16 protein-coding genes are annotated in these 16,164 nt (G+C 41.6%); 8 read left to right on the top strand and 8 right to left on the bottom strand.

All coding sequences use genetic code 11. The features are described from left to right. Position 1 precedes the first annotated feature (1 nt). The 5 genes from porM to MusilaSJ_RS18160 all read right to left on the bottom strand — a co-directional run bounded on the left by porM (position 2) and on the right by MusilaSJ_RS18160 (position 5,716). The gene (porM, locus tag MusilaSJ_RS18180; RefSeq protein ID WP_274986295.1) at positions 2 to 1,522 is read right to left on the bottom strand and encodes a type IX secretion system motor protein PorM/GldM; all 1,521 of its coding nucleotides are present in this window, start codon (positions 1,520 to 1,522) and stop codon (positions 2 to 4) included. 40 nt (positions 1,523 to 1,562) lie between these two features. Next, positions 1,563 to 2,363, bottom strand: a complete 801-nt coding sequence (gene porL, locus MusilaSJ_RS18175) for a type IX secretion system motor protein PorL/GldL (protein WP_090530363.1) — start codon at positions 2,361 to 2,363, stop codon at positions 1,563 to 1,565. 62 nt (positions 2,364 to 2,425) lie between these two features. After that, the gene (porK, locus tag MusilaSJ_RS18170) at positions 2,426 to 3,742 is read right to left on the bottom strand and encodes a T9SS ring complex lipoprotein PorK/GldK (protein ID WP_274986294.1); all 1,317 of its coding nucleotides are present in this window, start codon (positions 3,740 to 3,742) and stop codon (positions 2,426 to 2,428) included. Positions 3,743 to 3,994: 252 nt separating this feature from the next. After that, positions 3,995 to 4,753: a uroporphyrinogen-III synthase gene (locus MusilaSJ_RS18165; RefSeq protein WP_090530369.1), complete on the bottom strand. Its 759-nt coding sequence runs from the start codon at positions 4,751 to 4,753 to the stop codon at positions 3,995 to 3,997. Positions 4,754 to 4,771: 18 nt separating this feature from the next. Next, positions 4,772 to 5,716 (bottom strand): DUF4271 domain-containing protein, encoded by a 945-nt coding sequence (locus MusilaSJ_RS18160; protein WP_274986293.1) that lies wholly within the window; start codon positions 5,714 to 5,716, stop codon positions 4,772 to 4,774. Positions 5,717 to 6,139: 423 nt separating this feature from the next. Here MusilaSJ_RS18160 and MusilaSJ_RS18155 point away from each other — a divergent pair, with 423 nt between their 5' ends. The 6 genes from MusilaSJ_RS18155 (at position 6,140) to MusilaSJ_RS18130 (ending at position 12,027) form a co-directional block, all read left to right on the top strand. Continuing rightward, positions 6,140 to 6,991 (top strand): DUF6562 domain-containing protein, encoded by an 852-nt coding sequence (locus MusilaSJ_RS18155; RefSeq protein WP_274986292.1) that lies wholly within the window; start codon positions 6,140 to 6,142, stop codon positions 6,989 to 6,991. 17 nt (positions 6,992 to 7,008) lie between these two features. Beyond that, positions 7,009 to 7,911: a DUF6562 domain-containing protein gene (locus MusilaSJ_RS18150; protein WP_274986291.1), complete on the top strand. Its 903-nt coding sequence runs from the start codon at positions 7,009 to 7,011 to the stop codon at positions 7,909 to 7,911. Between the two features lie 205 nt (positions 7,912 to 8,116). Continuing rightward, a complete protein-coding gene (gene hemW / locus MusilaSJ_RS18145; RefSeq protein WP_274986290.1) occupies positions 8,117 to 9,238 on the top strand; it encodes a radical SAM family heme chaperone HemW in 1,122 nt (373 codons plus the stop codon). A 100-nt stretch (positions 9,239 to 9,338) separates the two neighbouring features. Further along, complete coding sequence (locus MusilaSJ_RS18140) at positions 9,339 to 9,884, top strand: fasciclin domain-containing protein (protein ID WP_274986289.1); 546 nt, start codon at positions 9,339 to 9,341, stop codon at positions 9,882 to 9,884. A gap of 257 nt (positions 9,885 to 10,141) precedes the next feature. Further along, positions 10,142 to 11,020: a cupin-like domain-containing protein gene (locus MusilaSJ_RS18135; RefSeq protein ID WP_274986288.1), complete on the top strand. Its 879-nt coding sequence runs from the start codon at positions 10,142 to 10,144 to the stop codon at positions 11,018 to 11,020. A 125-nt stretch (positions 11,021 to 11,145) separates the two neighbouring features. After that, positions 11,146 to 12,027, top strand: a complete 882-nt coding sequence (locus MusilaSJ_RS18130) for a cupin-like domain-containing protein (RefSeq protein WP_091215547.1) — start codon at positions 11,146 to 11,148, stop codon at positions 12,025 to 12,027. A gap of 148 nt (positions 12,028 to 12,175) precedes the next feature. Here MusilaSJ_RS18130 and MusilaSJ_RS18125 read toward each other — a convergent pair whose 3' ends face one another. Beyond that, positions 12,176 to 13,144 (bottom strand): phytanoyl-CoA dioxygenase family protein, encoded by a 969-nt coding sequence (locus MusilaSJ_RS18125; RefSeq protein ID WP_274986287.1) that lies wholly within the window; start codon positions 13,142 to 13,144, stop codon positions 12,176 to 12,178. A 126-nt stretch (positions 13,145 to 13,270) separates the two neighbouring features. On the opposite strand from MusilaSJ_RS18125, the gene MusilaSJ_RS18120 reads away from it, so the two are divergent. Further along, positions 13,271 to 14,125: a helix-turn-helix domain-containing protein gene (locus tag MusilaSJ_RS18120; protein ID WP_274986286.1), complete on the top strand. Its 855-nt coding sequence runs from the start codon at positions 13,271 to 13,273 to the stop codon at positions 14,123 to 14,125. 12 nt (positions 14,126 to 14,137) lie between these two features. On the opposite strand, the gene MusilaSJ_RS18115 is transcribed toward MusilaSJ_RS18120, so the two are convergent. After that, positions 14,138 to 14,620, bottom strand: coding sequence for an adenylyltransferase/cytidyltransferase family protein (locus MusilaSJ_RS18115; protein WP_274986285.1), 483 nt, complete (start codon positions 14,618 to 14,620; stop codon positions 14,138 to 14,140). Positions 14,621 to 14,681: 61 nt separating this feature from the next. Then, a complete protein-coding gene (locus tag MusilaSJ_RS18110; protein WP_274986284.1) occupies positions 14,682 to 15,101 on the bottom strand; it encodes a YybH family protein in 420 nt (139 codons plus the stop codon). A 181-nt stretch (positions 15,102 to 15,282) separates the two neighbouring features. Between MusilaSJ_RS18110 and MusilaSJ_RS18105 the strand changes: the two genes are divergently transcribed. Continuing rightward, on the top strand, positions 15,283 to 16,161 hold the full coding sequence (locus tag MusilaSJ_RS18105) for a carbohydrate kinase family protein (protein WP_274986283.1): 879 nt from the start codon (positions 15,283 to 15,285) through the stop codon (positions 16,159 to 16,161). Positions 16,162 to 16,164 lie beyond the last annotated feature (3 nt).

Genomic DNA, 16,164 nt, shown 5'->3' with positions numbered 1-16,164 from the left:
TTTAATTTGCGGATAATACAATCGGGTCAAGTGACCTCGGTGAATGGTCAGGGCCTACCGCAACGATATCCTTAAATATAACAGTAGTTCCTGGTGTAACCGTATTCAAAGCACTACGCATCGCGCCGGTTAATTCACCGCCCGAGCCTGATAAAATAATGGCATCCTGGCGCGGTTTTACAACCAGCATAGTAAAGTGCGTTACGTTAAATTTAGCATCAAAGTCAAAGTTATCCAACTGGGCAAAAAGCCTGTCCTGTGCCCTGATATTAGCCGAACTGGTGTTACCTCCGCTTTTACCTGCAAACTGTGGCTTAGGGTCAGGGATCCTTTTGATACGGAACTGTGTTGAGCCCAATACCGCTCCTTTTGCACCACTAACAGAAATTGTAGCTTTGCCTATGCTGTTTACAATAGCTGTGTAATGCCCCCCCGAACCACTAAGAGAACCGGCACCGCTAAAATGCACGTTTAAGTCGCTGGCTGCTACGCCGGGCGCGGATACCGAAATAGGATTCGGTACACCGATATAAAGTACGTTCATTTTATCAGGAGAAATAACTGCCGAAGGTCTTGCAACTGTATATTCCTGCTTAAAAGGATAAGAATCATTTTTACCGGTTGTATTGTTTTTAACCGTGATAAAACCTTCTACGGTATGTTTTCCTTCTCCGCTCGCGGTAATGGTATAATTCCCCTTACCATCTGTAACAGATACCCTGCTGCCATTAACAGTAATATCTGGATTTGATTTTGAATCGTAAGCGGTTAAAAAGATCTGGGCAGTATATGGCTGTCCGGCTATCACATAGCTGCTCGGAGCTACCACTACTGCGCTAAACTTATCGAGCGTAACCTGGGCTTGATCAATTTTACCCAATAATTTCTTAACTACTTCGTTTTCAGCGTTTTTGCTGTCAGCTTCAATTTTGGCTAAAGTAGTGAGGGCCGCGCCTAAAGGTATGCCATCACCAAAGTTAGCTTCCTGCCATGATTTTCTAACATCCCCATGCGGTTTAGGCGCTATGGTATTTAGTGAAAACTGCACGCCTGCGCTGTCTTTACCCAAAGCTACCATTAACCTTTGGCGGGTTTCATCAATTTTAGCTTTCAGTTTCTCCCCATTTTTTTGATTGATCATGATACGGGGCGATATATCCAGGTTATCCCGGGCATCAACGTCATCAATTTCCGGGTTAATCCCGCCGCCTTCCTGAATCAGCTTCGCTTTTAGCTGTTCAATGTAGGTATTTAGTTCTGCAGCAATAGCACTTGCCTGTTTAGCTTTATCATAAATAGGTTTAGCCCTTTCAGGTTGTTCCTTCAATTTTGTAGCCTCAAAAGCGCTGTATGTGTTTTGCAAACCAGTATTAACATTCCTGGTTGATGCATCCAAACTATTTGTAATATTCTTAAACGCGTCCAACAGGCTATCCGGTACGTTAAGGGCAATGAGGCCCAATAGTACCAGGTATAGTATACCTATCATTCGCTGTCTTGGGGTTTCCTTACCTCCGGCCATCTATTATAAATCTTTTCTGGTAATCAATTAATTAATTATATTAAACACGCGGCTGGTTCATAGCTGTAAGCATGTTGCCATAAATGGCGTTTAATGATGCCAGGTTTTTAGCCAAACGACCTACCTCTTCCTTAAACTGTTTTGAATCATCCATTGATTCATTGAAGTTGTTCATGGTAAGCGAAAGGTTCTGGTAAAATTTATTCATTGATTTTAAGTGCGCGCTTGAATCCTGTAATTCCAGCTCGTAAACCGCGTTAAGTGCCGACAGGTTTTTAGCTAATTGGGTAACCTGGTCATGGTAAGCTTTTGAATCAACATTTGAGTTAGCCATTTCTGTTAAATTAGCCGATGCCTTTTCAAAAGAAACACTTAGTTTTTCATAGCTTGCGGTTGCATCTTTAACTTTGCTTGTAAAAGCTATAGTAGCTTCCCCCGCATCGGTAACACGTGATATAGCGGCTACCTTATCACCAAATGTACGTAAACCATCACCAAGGCTGCGTACCAGCTCCGGGCCAATTTTTGCATCTTCCATCATTTTATCCAGCGCAGCAGTTGTTGAAGGGCCTGTATTACCGACGCTCCTTACAGTTGCTTTTGGAAGTTCTCCCTGAAAGTCTTCATTTAATTCAGGATACACACGTGCCCAGTTAATTTCTTTATCTTCTCTCTGAAATCCTAATATAAAAAACAGTATAGCCTCAGTTATAAGTCCCCCTGCTATCCAGTAAGTGGCACCGGGCCAATGCAAAATCTTAAACATTAACCCTATAATCACCACAGTAGCACCCCATGATACGATGTTGCCTATTCCGTAAGGTTTTTTCTTTCCAGCCATAATAATTCAGAAGTAAACTTTTATTTTTTAATTTGATTTGCTTGCGTTTAACTAACTCTTGATTAGCGTTTATCTGTAATGTCGCGCCCTAAATATTTGGTGACGCAGCGGAAACCGATATATGATTTAGCGGTGTCCTGATATTCGTAGGTCCGGGTTGAGTTTTGAAGAAAATATCCGATATCTTTCCATGAGCCCCCGCGTACAACTTTACGTTTCAATATTTCGGGGTCGGTAGACTTAGCTTCGTAATTGAATGTTGGTGCAAGGTCGTGTACAAATGTTGACGCTGATTCGTCAAAGGCGGATAATGTCCACTCGGCTACATTACCTGCCATATTGTATAAACCATAATCATTAGGGAAGTATGAACGTACCGGCACAGTATACGCGCCGCCGTCATCGGTATAATTACCACGCCCCGGCTTAAAGTTAGCCAGTAAACAACCTTTTGCATTTTTGATGTAAGGCCCTCCCCATGGATAATCGGTACCTATCCTGCCGCCACGTGCCGCGTACTCAAACTCGGCTTCCGTAGGCAAACTGTAAGGTGCACGGTGCGGTAAACGGCGCTTATCTTTATAAGCATCATTATAGCGCGTGCGCCATACACTGTAAGCTCTGGCCTGCCTCCAGGTTACCCCTACAACAGGGTAATTACGGAATGCGGGATGTGAAAAATAACTTTCAACCATAGGCTCGTTGGCAGCATATGAAAAATCGCTTAACCAAACAAGCGTATCCGGGTATACCGCCACGGTGTCACGAACAATGAAATCGGAACGATGTTTTGTTTTATCGTTATGATGATCTGCAGCATCACGCAGGGTAAACAAAGCGTAGTTATATTTAAGTAAGCGAACGTCAACCTCATTACGGTCAAACACACGGTCATCGCCCTGGTAGTACATACCCTGCAATTTTTGAGTATTGTTTGCCTGGTTGCCTTTGCTGCTCCAGATAGGGTTTTTCTTTACAAACTCCCAGTTGATGAATTTTTTACCGCCATTGTTATTACCGGCGCCACCTTTGGGCTGAATGAAATACTTATTATCGTTGATATAATTGGTAATGGCTATCGAATCGCGGACCCAGTTCACAAACATTTTGTACTGACTGTTGCTGGTTTCGGTTTGATCCATAAAAAATGGAGAAACAGTAACCTGTTTAGTTTGGGCTATCTGGGCAAAGGTTACGTCCTGATCAGTTTGCCCCATAAGGAAACTGCCACCCGGAATATAAACCATTCCGTAAGGCACTTCGGCCCTGAATGATCTTGCAGGAACCCCTACCACTTCCCCCCGGTCACCGCCTCCGCGGCCACAACCACTTAATATACCACCTGCTAAAACAATTATTAAAAAGTAGATCTGCTTCATTTTACAATCAAAATCAGTTATATAACTATAACACAATGCAACGTCCGAATATATTACATTTTACGCAATGTAAGCTATAAAAAACGATAATTTGGCTTCTTGAACCGATAAACTGTGTACTTATCTTCTCAATGCCATACAAAACGCTATATAATTAACAAACCGCTAACCAATTGTTAACATGACAATTAGTTAGCGGTTATACGGGTAAATATGGTAAAAAGTTGCAGCCTGGTTAAATAAATTTCCAATTTATTTGTTTACAAGCTTAACATACTGCTCAATAGCCATTGTCATTGATGGCGCGCCGGGGGTTGGAGCTGGTATATCCAAAATTAAGCCAGCCTCAAGCACTGCCTTATGAGTAGTCGCCCCAAAAGCGGCGATGCGTGTATTGTTTTGCTTAAAATCGGGAAAGTTTTTATACAGCGATTGTATACTTGACGGGCTAAAAAATGCTATAACATCGTAAAACACATCGGCGAGGTCAGAAAGATCGCTGCAAACCGTGCGGAAAAGCACCGCTGGGGTAAAGTTATAACCGTTCTCCAGCAAAAAACGCTGCGTTTCTTCGGCAGCGACATCCGAGCATGGGTAAAGGAATTTTTCCGACGAATGCTTTTTCAAAACCTCTGCCAGGTCAGCAGCGGTTTGCTTGCCAAAAAAGATCTTACGTTTACGGTACTGAATGTACTTTTGAAGGTAAAGCGCTATGGTTTCTGAAAGGCAAAAGTATTTCATTTCAACAGGCACCTCAAAGCGCATCTCCTCGCATATGCGAAAAAAATGATCGGCAGAATTACGACTGGTAAAGATCACAGCGCTAAAATCAGCTAAGTTAATCTTCTCTTTTCTGAAATCCTTTGCGGGCACACCCTCAACATGAATAAATGATCTGAAATCAATTTTCAGGTTAAGCTTTTTAGCCAGCTCGGCATAAGGATTTTTATCATTTTCGGGCTTAGGCAAAGTAACCAGTATGCTTTTAACCTTTTTCTTTCTATCTTCCAATTCAGTGCTTTTAATAACCTAAATTTTAATATTCAATGCCTTTATTAAAATCAAAACAGGGCAAATTTCGAGGGCACAAAGATACGTAAATAAATAAAACTTATGAAATCGAAAGGTAGAAATTATATTTACGCTGCTCCTGATGTATTGCCATATAAAAATTATGATGATGATAATGAGCGTAACTGTAAGTAGTACAGGAATGTATTGTGCACCAAGCAAGCTGAAACAAATAACCACGGGCAAAAAAACAAACGCGATATTAAAATAGGTAAGATGCAGAATATTAAGGTATTCGCTCACCAGCTTATTAATATCAAACACAAATCCTAAAAACTTGAGTATTAAAAACTTGAGCGAAAATAATGCAATAATGACTACGGTAAGAAAAGTAAACAGGCCGCTCCCCGCTATTTTATAATAAACGCCTTTGTACGCAGCCAATTGATATAAAAACAAACCGAACGTAGCACAAAATAACAAAAACAAGCCCAGGAAAGCCCACGAACTAACCGGGCTCTCTTCTTTACCAGCTATCGAAAGTACGCGTTTGCTGTAAAAAGAGGCAAATACATTGCTGACATCTTTGCCCAGGGCAAGGTTAAGGATAGCTGTATACAACAGCATAGCAATAATGAGCACAATAACCCAGGGGTCACGCGAAGGGCGGTTATGCCCCTCCATGACCCTGCTCTTTGACCTGGAATGAAGATCAAGAAAGCCGTAGCCATGATATAATTCGCGGGCAAAAACGCTATCGGCATATTCGGCACGCATGGCCGCATCGGGCACCCTGAGGTAACGCATAGCAATAGAGTCTGCAATAAATTTATCTCTGTTTTGCATGGCATAAGCCACCGAATCAAGCACCGAATTGCCGGGACGAAAAGCGCGTGTTGGTGATTTTAAAGGCGTATCAGCCACTATTGAATCCTGTTGCGCAAAAGCAGCAGTACAATTCAATAAAAACAGCAGGCAACACCAAATAACCAAACAGATCCTCAAAGCTTAAAAAGGGCTTATTATTTTTTGCAAAAGTAGGGTAATTATCTGAACCAGAATTTTATCAATTAATATTTTTTATTTAAACACGAATGCCGGTAAAAAAAGTTTTCAAGATCGATCTTTGAGAGCTAAGCCTCTACTACTTTAAAAATTCAATTGCAAACAGGTTACGCTGTTATTGCTACAAACATCTTAATCTTTCAGTTATAAACAACAATTGCTTTATCTTTTCGTAACTTCCTATGATGTAATTTTTTTAGGAGATATTTATATTTAATTCTGTATCTTTATAAGAAAACTTCCTATATGAGATACCTTTTCCCTGTCACCTTTCTCGCGATACTCTGTTTTTCGTGTAAGAAGGACGCACAGAAAAAACCAGTGGACAATAACACGGGTAACAATACCGGCAAGGAATATAAGATCAATTTTGCCATCGGTAACGCTGAAGCGGGAATAAAAACAAATAGTAAGCTACAACTAAATGACGCGACCCTGCTAACTTCGTATTTCAAATACCTGAATTATCTTGTATATGACAGTAACGGCGACCTGGTACACCGAATTGTCCAACAGCGTGATTCGGTAACCAATTTTGGTCTTATTGCCGATTATCTTAAAGCAGGTAGTTATACCATAATTTTCGAAGCCGGACAATTTGATTTGATGCCAACCACAGTTATCCCAGCCTCATTTGCTAAACTCTCTACTGCAAATATTCAAAACCCAATGTATCATGATGATTTTTTTTATAAAAAGTTAAATATTACGGTAACCGACACAAGCGTAACACAATCTGTAACACTTAAACGAGTTGCATCAAAACTACAAATTAGGTTTTCGGATACTATTCCATCCGATGTGACAGGGGTTCTTATAAGCGTTAGTGCATATGCATATTATTATTCCCTTGCAAAAGATTCTCTTTTTTACGGCAATGGTTCAGCTACTCGAATTTCGTTTACGCCCGCCCAAATTGGACATGCAAATGTTACTGTTACCTCGGCATTGGTGTTTGCATATCGCCCAGGATCGGTAAGCATTCGTGTTGAAACTGCCGCCAATAGCATGAATAAGTATGCGGGGGTGAGTGTAGATGATGTAACTTTTGTGAGAAATGAAACTACCTTGTTAAGTGGGCAGGTATTCAATAATTATTCGACCTCTCAAAATGGCAATATTACAATATCAATTAATCCTGACTGGGACGGAAGTACCACAATACCATTTTAATCAACATTAAAAATCTCATGAAAAATTATACTTTCCTTCTGTTGTCAGCTATCATATTATTTATTGGAGGCTGTAGTAAAGATAAACCGGCGCAACCGGCAACAGGTACTTTACATACGGTAAAAATAAATATTACCAGCGCCGATTTTTCGCAACAGCTTATAAGCTCAAACAACAGCCGCATTAAAACCGACGCTGTTATTTCTGATCCCGGATTATTAAAAAATTATATTGATACGTTATATGTAAATTTTGCCGGAAAAGAGTTTCATTTTGGTAAAAAGACATTTTCATCAATGATCATAACCAATAAGTTTTCTTCGGGTTCTTCTGTTTACGTAAAAGGTATAGCAGGCAAAAGTAATTTAACTGTCGAAGATAATGGTGCATATTATGGTCTTTATGGCGGGTTACCATGGTCTGATTGCTTTGCAGGCCAACAAACATTTACGGTTGGCAATTCAGATATTACAGTTAATTTTCAGTTAAACAGGATAGTTGCCGATCTGAAAGTGATTATTCAAGATAAACTCCCTACAAACCTTGATCATATAACCTTAGCATTTTCAAAAAGCTACTGGCGCTACAATTTAATTACCATGCAAACCGATACCGCCACCGATCCGCTTCTTAACAAACGATCATATGATTATGCTGTAGCTGATACTTCAGTAGGCAAACCAAATTTCATGATAGACTTTTTAACTATAAATACCATTTCGCCATTTACGTTAACCATCAGCGCGTATGATAAAAGTAAAAACCTAATAGCTTCAAAAGTTATTACTAATATAAAACTAACCACAAATCAAAAAACGATTCTTACAGGCACGCTATTTGGAGGAACAACAAACTCGAATCCGGGCTATAATGCCTCGGCAGATACGACGTGGGGTGCTACAACTGTAAAATCTTTTTAAAAAAAACAAAATGCAGATTGAATTATACGAATACTTAGATACAAAAAACGTTTAATTTGATGTAACTATATTAATTTCGGCCTACTAAAACATTTCGTATAGGATTTTCTCTCCACCAACCTTATAATAAAACCGACTGCTTCAAAGCGACTTTTCCGAAAGTTTCTATTTTATTCAAAAAATATAATTGCGTTACCTTTGCCGCATGGCAGGCATTTACATACATATCCCTTTTTGCAAGCAAGCTTGCCATTATTGCGATTTCCATTTTAGCACATCGTTAAAGTACAAAGATGAAATGCTGCATGCCTTGATCAGTGAGATCAAACTGCAAAAAGGTTACCTCAGCGGTGAAACCATCGAAACCATTTACTTCGGTGGCGGCACCCCCTCTGTTTTGGATGGTGATCAAATCAGCAGGATCATCAACACGGTAACCGAACTCCACACGGTATCGTCCACTGCCGAAATAACCCTGGAGGCTAACCCCGATGATCTGAAACCGGACAAACTCAAAGCCCTTAGGCAAACACCGGTTAACCGCTTCAGCATAGGGATCCAGTCGTTTTTTGATGAGGATTTGGTTTGGATGAACCGCGTACATCGGGGGCAGGAAGCCGAATCATCGGTAAAACGCGCCCAGGACGCCGGTTTTGAAAACATTACGGTCGACCTCATTTACGGTTATCCCATGCTCAGTGATACCAAATGGAAGCAAAACCTGGACAAGGTATTTGAGCTTAACGTTCCGCACGTATCTACCTATTCCATGACAGTTGAACCGCAAACTGCGCTGGCGGCCTTCATCAACAAAAAGAAGCAGCCCCCCATGAACGAACATCAAAGTGCCGAACAGTTTATGGTATTGATGGATGCCATGCAGGCACATGGGTTTGAACATTACGAAATCTCCAACTTTTGCAAGCCTGGCCAATACTCCCGTCATAATTCAAATTACTGGAAAGGGGTAAACTATTTGGGAATCGGCCCTTCGGCCCATTCTTACAATGGAGAGACCCGCCAATGGAACATCGCTAACAACGCGAAATATATGCAGGCGCTTGAAACCGGAAAACTACAGGCCGAAACCGAGGAGCTAACCGAAAAGAACCGCCTGAATGAATATATCATGACCTCATTACGCACAATCTGGGGCCTTGAACTGGTTAAGCTCAACCAGATAGCCAAAGGTGCATCAGACGAAATACTCAAAGCTGCCGCCGAATATTTCGACAGGGAATGGATCATACAAAAAGATAATGTTATTTATCTTAGCGCAACAGGTAAACTGTATGCCGATCATATTGCCGCCGGATTATTTTTCTAAACCTTTGAGGTTTTTTAAAGTCAGTACTTTGTTACAAAGCAAATTGATTTTAAAAACTGTTTATATTTATCAAATCGTATTGTTTTATATACCTGCAATTATGAAAAAAGTACTCATTATCGCTCTATCGTTTATAGCTATTACCATAGCCCCAAAAGCTTTCGCCCAAAAAACTGTGGGCGGTACCGTCATGTCGCCTGCTAAAAATATCGTACAAAACACATCCGGCTCAAAAGACCATACTACGCTCGTAAACGCTATTAAATCTGCCGGGTTGGCACCTACCCTATCAGCAGCCGGTCCGTATACCGTTTTTGCACCTACTAATGAAGCTTTTGCCCAGCTTCCTGCCGGCACTGTTGACAACCTGATGAAACCCGCAAGCAAGGCTAATCTTATTAAACTGCTTACTTATCATGTGGTGCCCGGCAAATTAACCTCGGCCGACCTGTTAACCAAAGTAAAAGAGGGTAAAGGCAAGCTGGAGCTTAACACATTGAGCGGTGGTACGCTTACTGTGATGTCGCAGGGGGCAAAACTTTACCTTATTGACGAAAAAGGTGGCAAATCATTCATCACCATAGCCGATGTTGCCCAAAGCAACGGCGTTATCCAGGTAGTTAATTCGGTTTTGAAACCTAATTAAGCCAGTTGCAGTTTGTAATGGCAGAAGCAGCCGGCAGTGGCAGTTGTACAAGCGGTACACTGATTAGAGGAAGATAGGCAAAATATACTTTTTTGATTACACTCCATGAAACTGCACCTGCAACTTCCTACTGCCACTGCAGCTCCGTATTGCTACTGCAACTAAAATACAACTGTCAGCACAATTTCAAAATCGGCACAAATCGTTTACATATTATTTACAAAGAATTAATTTTGCTCGTTAATTAATTTGTGAAAATGAGTATAACGCTTACACCTATTGATAGTGTAGACAATATAAGCAAAGAGGATTTTGTTAACAATTACTTAAATCCGCGTAAACCGCTTATTATCCGCAAAGCTACCGAAAGCTGGCCCGCCCTGCAAAAATGGACTTTTGAATACCTGAAAGAGGTAGTTGGAGATAAAACCGTTCCGCTTTATAACAGTTCAAAGGCCGATTCTTCCAAAGCTATTAATGCATCTGCAACCGAAATGAAGTTTGGCGATTATATCGATCTTATCCAAAAACAGCCTACCGATTTAAGGATTTTCCTGTTCGACCCAATTAAACATGCACCCAAACTACTGGAGGATTATCGTTCGCCATCTGATTTAATGGGTGGTTTCCTGGATAAATACCCCAATATGTTTTTCGGCGGTGCCGGTTCTGTAACATTTTTACATTACGACATCGACCTTGCGCACATTTTCCATACACATTTTAATGGCCGCAAACATGTAATGCTGTTCGATCAGAAATGGACCGAACGTCTGTACTGCATCCCCTTTGCTACCTATGCTTTAGAAGATTATGATATTGAAAACCCCGATTTCACCAAATTTCCGGCACTTGACGGCATTGAAGGACAAGAAGCCATTTTAGAGCATGGCGATACCCTGTTTATGCCAACCGGTTACTGGCACTGGATGAAATACCTCGCCGGTTCATTTTCGATATCGTTACGCGCCTGGGATAAATCATGGGCCATTAAAGCCAAAAGTTTGTATAACTTAACTGTACAACGCAAGTTTGACAACCTAATGAAAGCACGCTTTAAAAAGGGTTATATGGACTGGAAGGAGAACCTGGCTATCAAACGCGCTAACAATGCCCTTGTAGCAGGCAAGCCATAATATTAAGATATATTTATACTACTTTGGGGTTTATTTCGTTATTTTGAATGCTTTTAAACGAGTAAGAAACAATATTGTAACTTTATTTTAAAATAAGCGTAATCCCCCTAAAGTAATAAACTATTATGTGCTTCATTCTTAACCCGATCGATACGGTTGAAAATATTTCTCCCGAAGACTTTAAGAAGAATTATTTAGACCCCCGTCGCCCGCTGGTTATTAAAGGGCTTACCAAAAGCTGGCCTGCCCGCGAAAAATGGACACCCGAATATTTAAAGCAGGTTGTTGGCAATAAAGTAGTGCCATTATATGATAATTCAAAGGCCGATCCGTCAAAGCCCATCAATTCGTCGGCAACTGAAATGCCTTTTGACGAATATATCGACCTCATCCGCAGTAAACCAACCGAGTTAAGGATATTTTTCTTTAACATATTTAAGCAAGCGCCGCAGCTTTTGGATGATATCGTATTACCTAAAGACCTGATGGGTGGCTTTTTGGAAAGCATGCCCGCCATGTTTTTCGGCGGTTCAAACTCGGTTACTTTTTTACATTACGATATTGATCTTCCGCATATTTTCCATACCCATTTTGGAGGGCGTAAACATGTGATCCTGTTTGAAAACAAGTGGAAACGCCGCCTGTACTGTATCCCCAATGCTACCTATGCACTGGAGGATTATGATGTACTAAATCCTGATGTCAAAAAATTCCCGGCACTTGACGGCGTGGAAGGCATTGAGGTGTTCCTGGAACATGGCGATACCCTGTTTATGCCAACCGGCTACTGGCACTGGATGAAATATGTTGATGGTTCATACTCCCTGAGCCTTCGCGCATGGGATGCCAGCATAAGCCGTAAAGCGGCAAGCCTGTATAACCTGGCCGTTAAAGGTGGTGTTGACAGTGCTTTAAAAATGATGTTCAAAGGCAAGTATGCTAAATACCGCGAAGGACTGGCCGTTAAATGGGCTAATAGGGAGCTGGCTGCGGGGAAACCTTTTTAAAGTCGAAAGTCTTACGTTTTTAGTCATGATATTAAATAGCGACGGATAAAATCCATCGCTATTTTTATTTATACCCCAAGGCCGTGTCCTCCCGGCCAGCCGCTTTGCTTGCAAATGCGAGTGGAGACATGAGCATCGGGGTTGGATATTACCAGCGCTCCAATCCCAATAGCTTTTTACCCAACTCGCTAAGCTCAGCTACTGGATTTTGCTTTTCTCGTTCCAACGGATCACCGGGGAAGGCGTAGCCTTGCATAGCTTCACGGCTTTGCCAGCTGTTGATGCGCCACTGCCTTAATTCTTCATTGTCTTCCTGTGCGGGCACCATCGATATATATTGAGCTATACGCACTTTATCTACACTGGTATTCGGGCGGATACCATGTGGTTGCAAACTATTAAATATCAGCAGATCACCGGCTTCCAGTTTCACTTTTACCGTTTCAAATCCGGTGGTATCGGGTTTGTAATGATCACGATCATCAGGCTGGGTTAATTTCCAGGTATCATAAATTCGATATAACTCGGGGATGCATTGAAAGCCGCCCATGTTTTCATCCGTCTGATCGGCAAGGGCCAGTACACCCTGTACATTCTGAGGCTTGGTTTCGGGATCGTAATCCCAATGAATGAAGCCTTTATATTCAAAACCGGGTCGTAGCGGAAAATTAAGATTTGCCCTGTCGATAGTTACCCATAGCTTTTCCGTACCCCAGATATCAGCAAAAGCCGCATGAACTTTAGGATACTGGCGGTTATCCCACATAAATTGCTGATTATAAATTTCAACCATGCCGGTATTGTTCAACTCGCTCATTTGCATTTGGGCATTGGGCCGTTTATACCAGGTTTCCATGTCATTTGCGTCTTTACCCTCATATTGCCACAAGTAATCGGCAAGTTTTTGAACTTGCTCTTTAGGTACGGCATTTTTTATGATCACGTAGCCATTCTCAATCCAAAATTTCCAGTCGGCCTCATTTAATACTTTTAACGGTTCATTGTTAGCTCGTTTATTCAAGCCCATTTGGCTCGATTTTGCAGTTGATGGATTACCGGGGATCTCTTTATGGGCATTTGCGGGTGCCATGGTCATGGTTGCATTTTCGGTCTTCATAATTTGCTTTGATTTATAATTCAAATTTAGGTCGACAGTGAAGGTGACTTATTCTGTACAATGACCAAAATTTGTTCTGCATTGACCATTTAATTATCTTTACTAAAGCATAATATTCAATGCAGCATGGATAAGATCCAGTTAGAGAAGGTTGACTTTGAACCGGGCAAATCGTTCAAGCTGTTTTCGCCACGACTCAGGAATACTTTTTTGTGGCATTATCATCCCGAATATGAATTGGTGTATGTTGAGGCCGATGCCGGGATCAGGCATGTTGGATCGCATATCTCTGGTTATACCCAGCACGATCTTGTACTTATTGGCAGTAACCTCCCCCATCTCAACTTTGATTATCGTCTCCGGAGTGAATATCACCAGATAGTGGTGCAGCTAAAAGAAGATTTTATGGGGACGGCTATAGGCATCACGCCCGAATTTTCGACCATCGAGCAGCTTTTCAAACGGGCAGCTAACGGTATTGCTTTTTATGGCGAAACGAGGACTTTAGCAGTACAGAAACTAAAACTTCTTCCGGCAATGAGCTCATTTCAACAATTAATGGGATTGATGGAAATCTTTAATATCCTGGCCGGTTCAAACGAGTTCATTATTTTAAATAATGACGGGCTAAACCTGCAGTTCTTTTTAAAAGACAAGATCAGGATGGGAGCCGTTTATGAATATATTGGCAATAATTACAACCTTAAGCCCGATGTAAATGTGGTGGCGGCTAAAGTTAATTTTACTACAGCAGCTTTTTGCCGCTATTTCAAAAAACAAACCAAAATGACTTTTACCGATTTTGTAAACCAATACCGGGTTGACATAGCCAAAAACCTGCTGATGCAGGATAAAAATGTAACTGAAACCTGCTATGCCGTAGGTTTTGAAAGCCTATCCTACTTCAATAAACTTTTCAACAAAATAGTTGGTAAAAACCCTTCCGAATTCAAGAAAGCCTGGGTTTCCAAAGATCAATAAAGACAGGCCCAATTATTCAACCTGATTTTTGTAGTATTCCTTAACCGCATCGGGTAAAAGGTGCAGGTACAAATTAGGCTCCTCCCTTATTCTTGCGGCCTGCACCGGTACAACTTTGCATGGCTCCTCATAAATAACACTTTCACAATCTAAAAACCGCCCCATATAAGCACCATAAGGCTCTGAGGCAAATATTACATCAATGTGCGGTAAGTTCTTTTTAAGATAGCTGGCCCAAAGCCTCGACATGTTTTCTATCGAATCGGCTCCTGGAAGCATAGCCTCATCATAACTTAACAATACAGGTTTAACCTTGTCATTATCAGCATAAGTTTTTTCAAGCCAGCGCAACCGCACATCCCCGGGAATAGGTTCATCATCGCTGGCACCGATAACAATCATAAGTTCATCACAGTGATCAAGTGCATAACCAATTAAAGTCATGTGGCCTATATGCAACGGCAAAAACTTCCCAATTATCAAACCTCTTTTCATCCAGCAATATTAAATTAACACTTAATTTTTTGTAACCTCTTATCTCTAACCACTAATCTCCTCACGAAGTGTGATCACAAACTATCTTCCACTCGCCCTTAATTTTCCTGAACCATAGTGTAAAATAGCCGCCAGGCGTGTCTTTTTCACGGGTTAATTTCCATCCGCCTAAAACAAAGGCGTTAGCTTTATCAAGTACCTTTATTTGTATAATGTTGAAAGCAAGCTGCCCCATGGCAGCCTTATCAGGATATGTTTGCTTATAATGCTCAAGCGTTGTTTGCCAACCATAGGTGGGGGCTGTTTTCCCTACAAAAACCAGCGAATCAGATTTCCAGTAAGTTGTCATAAATCCTTCAATATCGCCACGGTTCCAGGCTTCTTCCTGTGTATGCATTACCTTCAGGATGGCTTGCCTGTTCTGCCCAAAGCACCATGTGGCAGCAAGCATAAACACAAAACCCAGTAGTATTCTTTTCATATAATAAAGGTATACAATTTTCTGAACCACGATTTGCCCGATTAACAGATTGCCCGGTGTTATATCGGCAAAGTAAATCATTAATCCGAACAATGACTAAAATCATGGATCAAACGCAAAATAAAATTCAACTTAATACAGTATATTTGGTTTTCATCGGCAGTAAAAAAACAAATCAACTATGAGAAATCAGGTATTGAGCTTCGGCGAAGTTTTATGGGATGCTTTTGGCGACGGAAAAAAGGCCGGTGGCGCACCCATGAACGTGGCCCGGCATCTGGTACAGCAAGGTGTAAAAACAGCGTTTGCGAGCTCAGTGGGTATGGATAATTCGGGCGATGCACTGATAGGCTTTTTAAAAAGCAATGACCTGTATTCGGACCTGATTCAACAAGACGACGAATTTCCAACCTGTGAGGTTACCGTACAGCTTGATGAAAACAATACCGCCACTTATATTATTCCCCAACCCGTTTCATGGGACAACATTGAACCGTCAGTCATGCTTACCAAAGCGGCCCAGGCAGCCAGGGCCATTGTGTTTGGCAGTTTGGCTTGCCGTACCGCTACTACCCGCGAAACATTGTTAAACCTGCTCGATGAAACCCCGGCGCTAAAAATATTTGATGTAAATCTTCGCCCGCCGCATTATACCCTGTCAACTATTGAAACATTGGTGGCCCGGGCCGACGTGGTGAAAATGAACGAGGAAGAAGCCAACCTGCTCATTGGTGGCAGCAATGCTTCCCTGCGCGATCAAATTGGCGAGTTCCGTTCCAAATATCATAGCCAAACCATTTGCGTAACCCGCGGCGAGCATGGTGCACTGGTATGGCACGACCATGAATTTTATGACAGTCCTGGCTGCCCGGTAAAAGTTGCTGACACGGTAGGCGCCGGCGATGCCTTCCTGGCAACATTTGTATCCGGCCTCCTTTCAGGAAAACCTATGCAGCAAGTGGTAGATAAAGCCTGCTCCGTTGGGTCATACGTAGCCAGCCAGCGAGGCGCCAACCCGGTATATCCGCCTGAGCTACTGAATAGTTTGGCGTATATTTAATTT

Origin of the sequence: Mucilaginibacter sp. SJ, assembly GCF_028993635.1 — a bacterium.
Taxonomy (GTDB): Bacteria; Bacteroidota; Bacteroidia; order Sphingobacteriales; family Sphingobacteriaceae; genus Mucilaginibacter.
This window is presented reverse-complemented; position numbering and strand designations above follow the sequence as displayed.

Excerpts from the sequence above, each read along its gene's own strand:
- porM (WP_274986295.1), bottom strand. The coding sequence starts at position 1,522 with ATGGCCGGAGGTAAGGAAACCCCAAGACAGCGAATGATAGGTATACTA.
- porL (WP_090530363.1), bottom strand. The coding sequence starts at position 2,363 with ATGGCTGGAAAGAAAAAACCTTACGGAATAGGCAACATCGTATCATGG.
- porK (WP_274986294.1), bottom strand. The coding sequence starts at position 3,742 with ATGAAGCAGATCTACTTTTTAATAATTGTTTTAGCAGGTGGTATATTA.
- MusilaSJ_RS18150 (WP_274986291.1), top strand. The coding sequence starts at position 7,009 with ATGAAAAATTATACTTTCCTTCTGTTGTCAGCTATCATATTATTTATT.
- hemW (WP_274986290.1), top strand. The coding sequence starts at position 8,117 with ATGGCAGGCATTTACATACATATCCCTTTTTGCAAGCAAGCTTGCCAT.
- MusilaSJ_RS18140 (WP_274986289.1), top strand. The coding sequence starts at position 9,339 with ATGAAAAAAGTACTCATTATCGCTCTATCGTTTATAGCTATTACCATA.
- MusilaSJ_RS18135 (WP_274986288.1), top strand. The coding sequence starts at position 10,142 with ATGAGTATAACGCTTACACCTATTGATAGTGTAGACAATATAAGCAAA.
- MusilaSJ_RS18130 (WP_091215547.1), top strand. The coding sequence starts at position 11,146 with ATGTGCTTCATTCTTAACCCGATCGATACGGTTGAAAATATTTCTCCC.
- MusilaSJ_RS18125 (WP_274986287.1), bottom strand. The coding sequence starts at position 13,144 with ATGAAGACCGAAAATGCAACCATGACCATGGCACCCGCAAATGCCCAT.
- MusilaSJ_RS18120 (WP_274986286.1), top strand. The coding sequence starts at position 13,271 with ATGGATAAGATCCAGTTAGAGAAGGTTGACTTTGAACCGGGCAAATCG.
- MusilaSJ_RS18115 (WP_274986285.1), bottom strand. The coding sequence starts at position 14,620 with ATGAAAAGAGGTTTGATAATTGGGAAGTTTTTGCCGTTGCATATAGGC.
- MusilaSJ_RS18110 (WP_274986284.1), bottom strand. The coding sequence starts at position 15,101 with ATGAAAAGAATACTACTGGGTTTTGTGTTTATGCTTGCTGCCACATGG.
- MusilaSJ_RS18105 (WP_274986283.1), top strand. The coding sequence starts at position 15,283 with ATGAGAAATCAGGTATTGAGCTTCGGCGAAGTTTTATGGGATGCTTTT.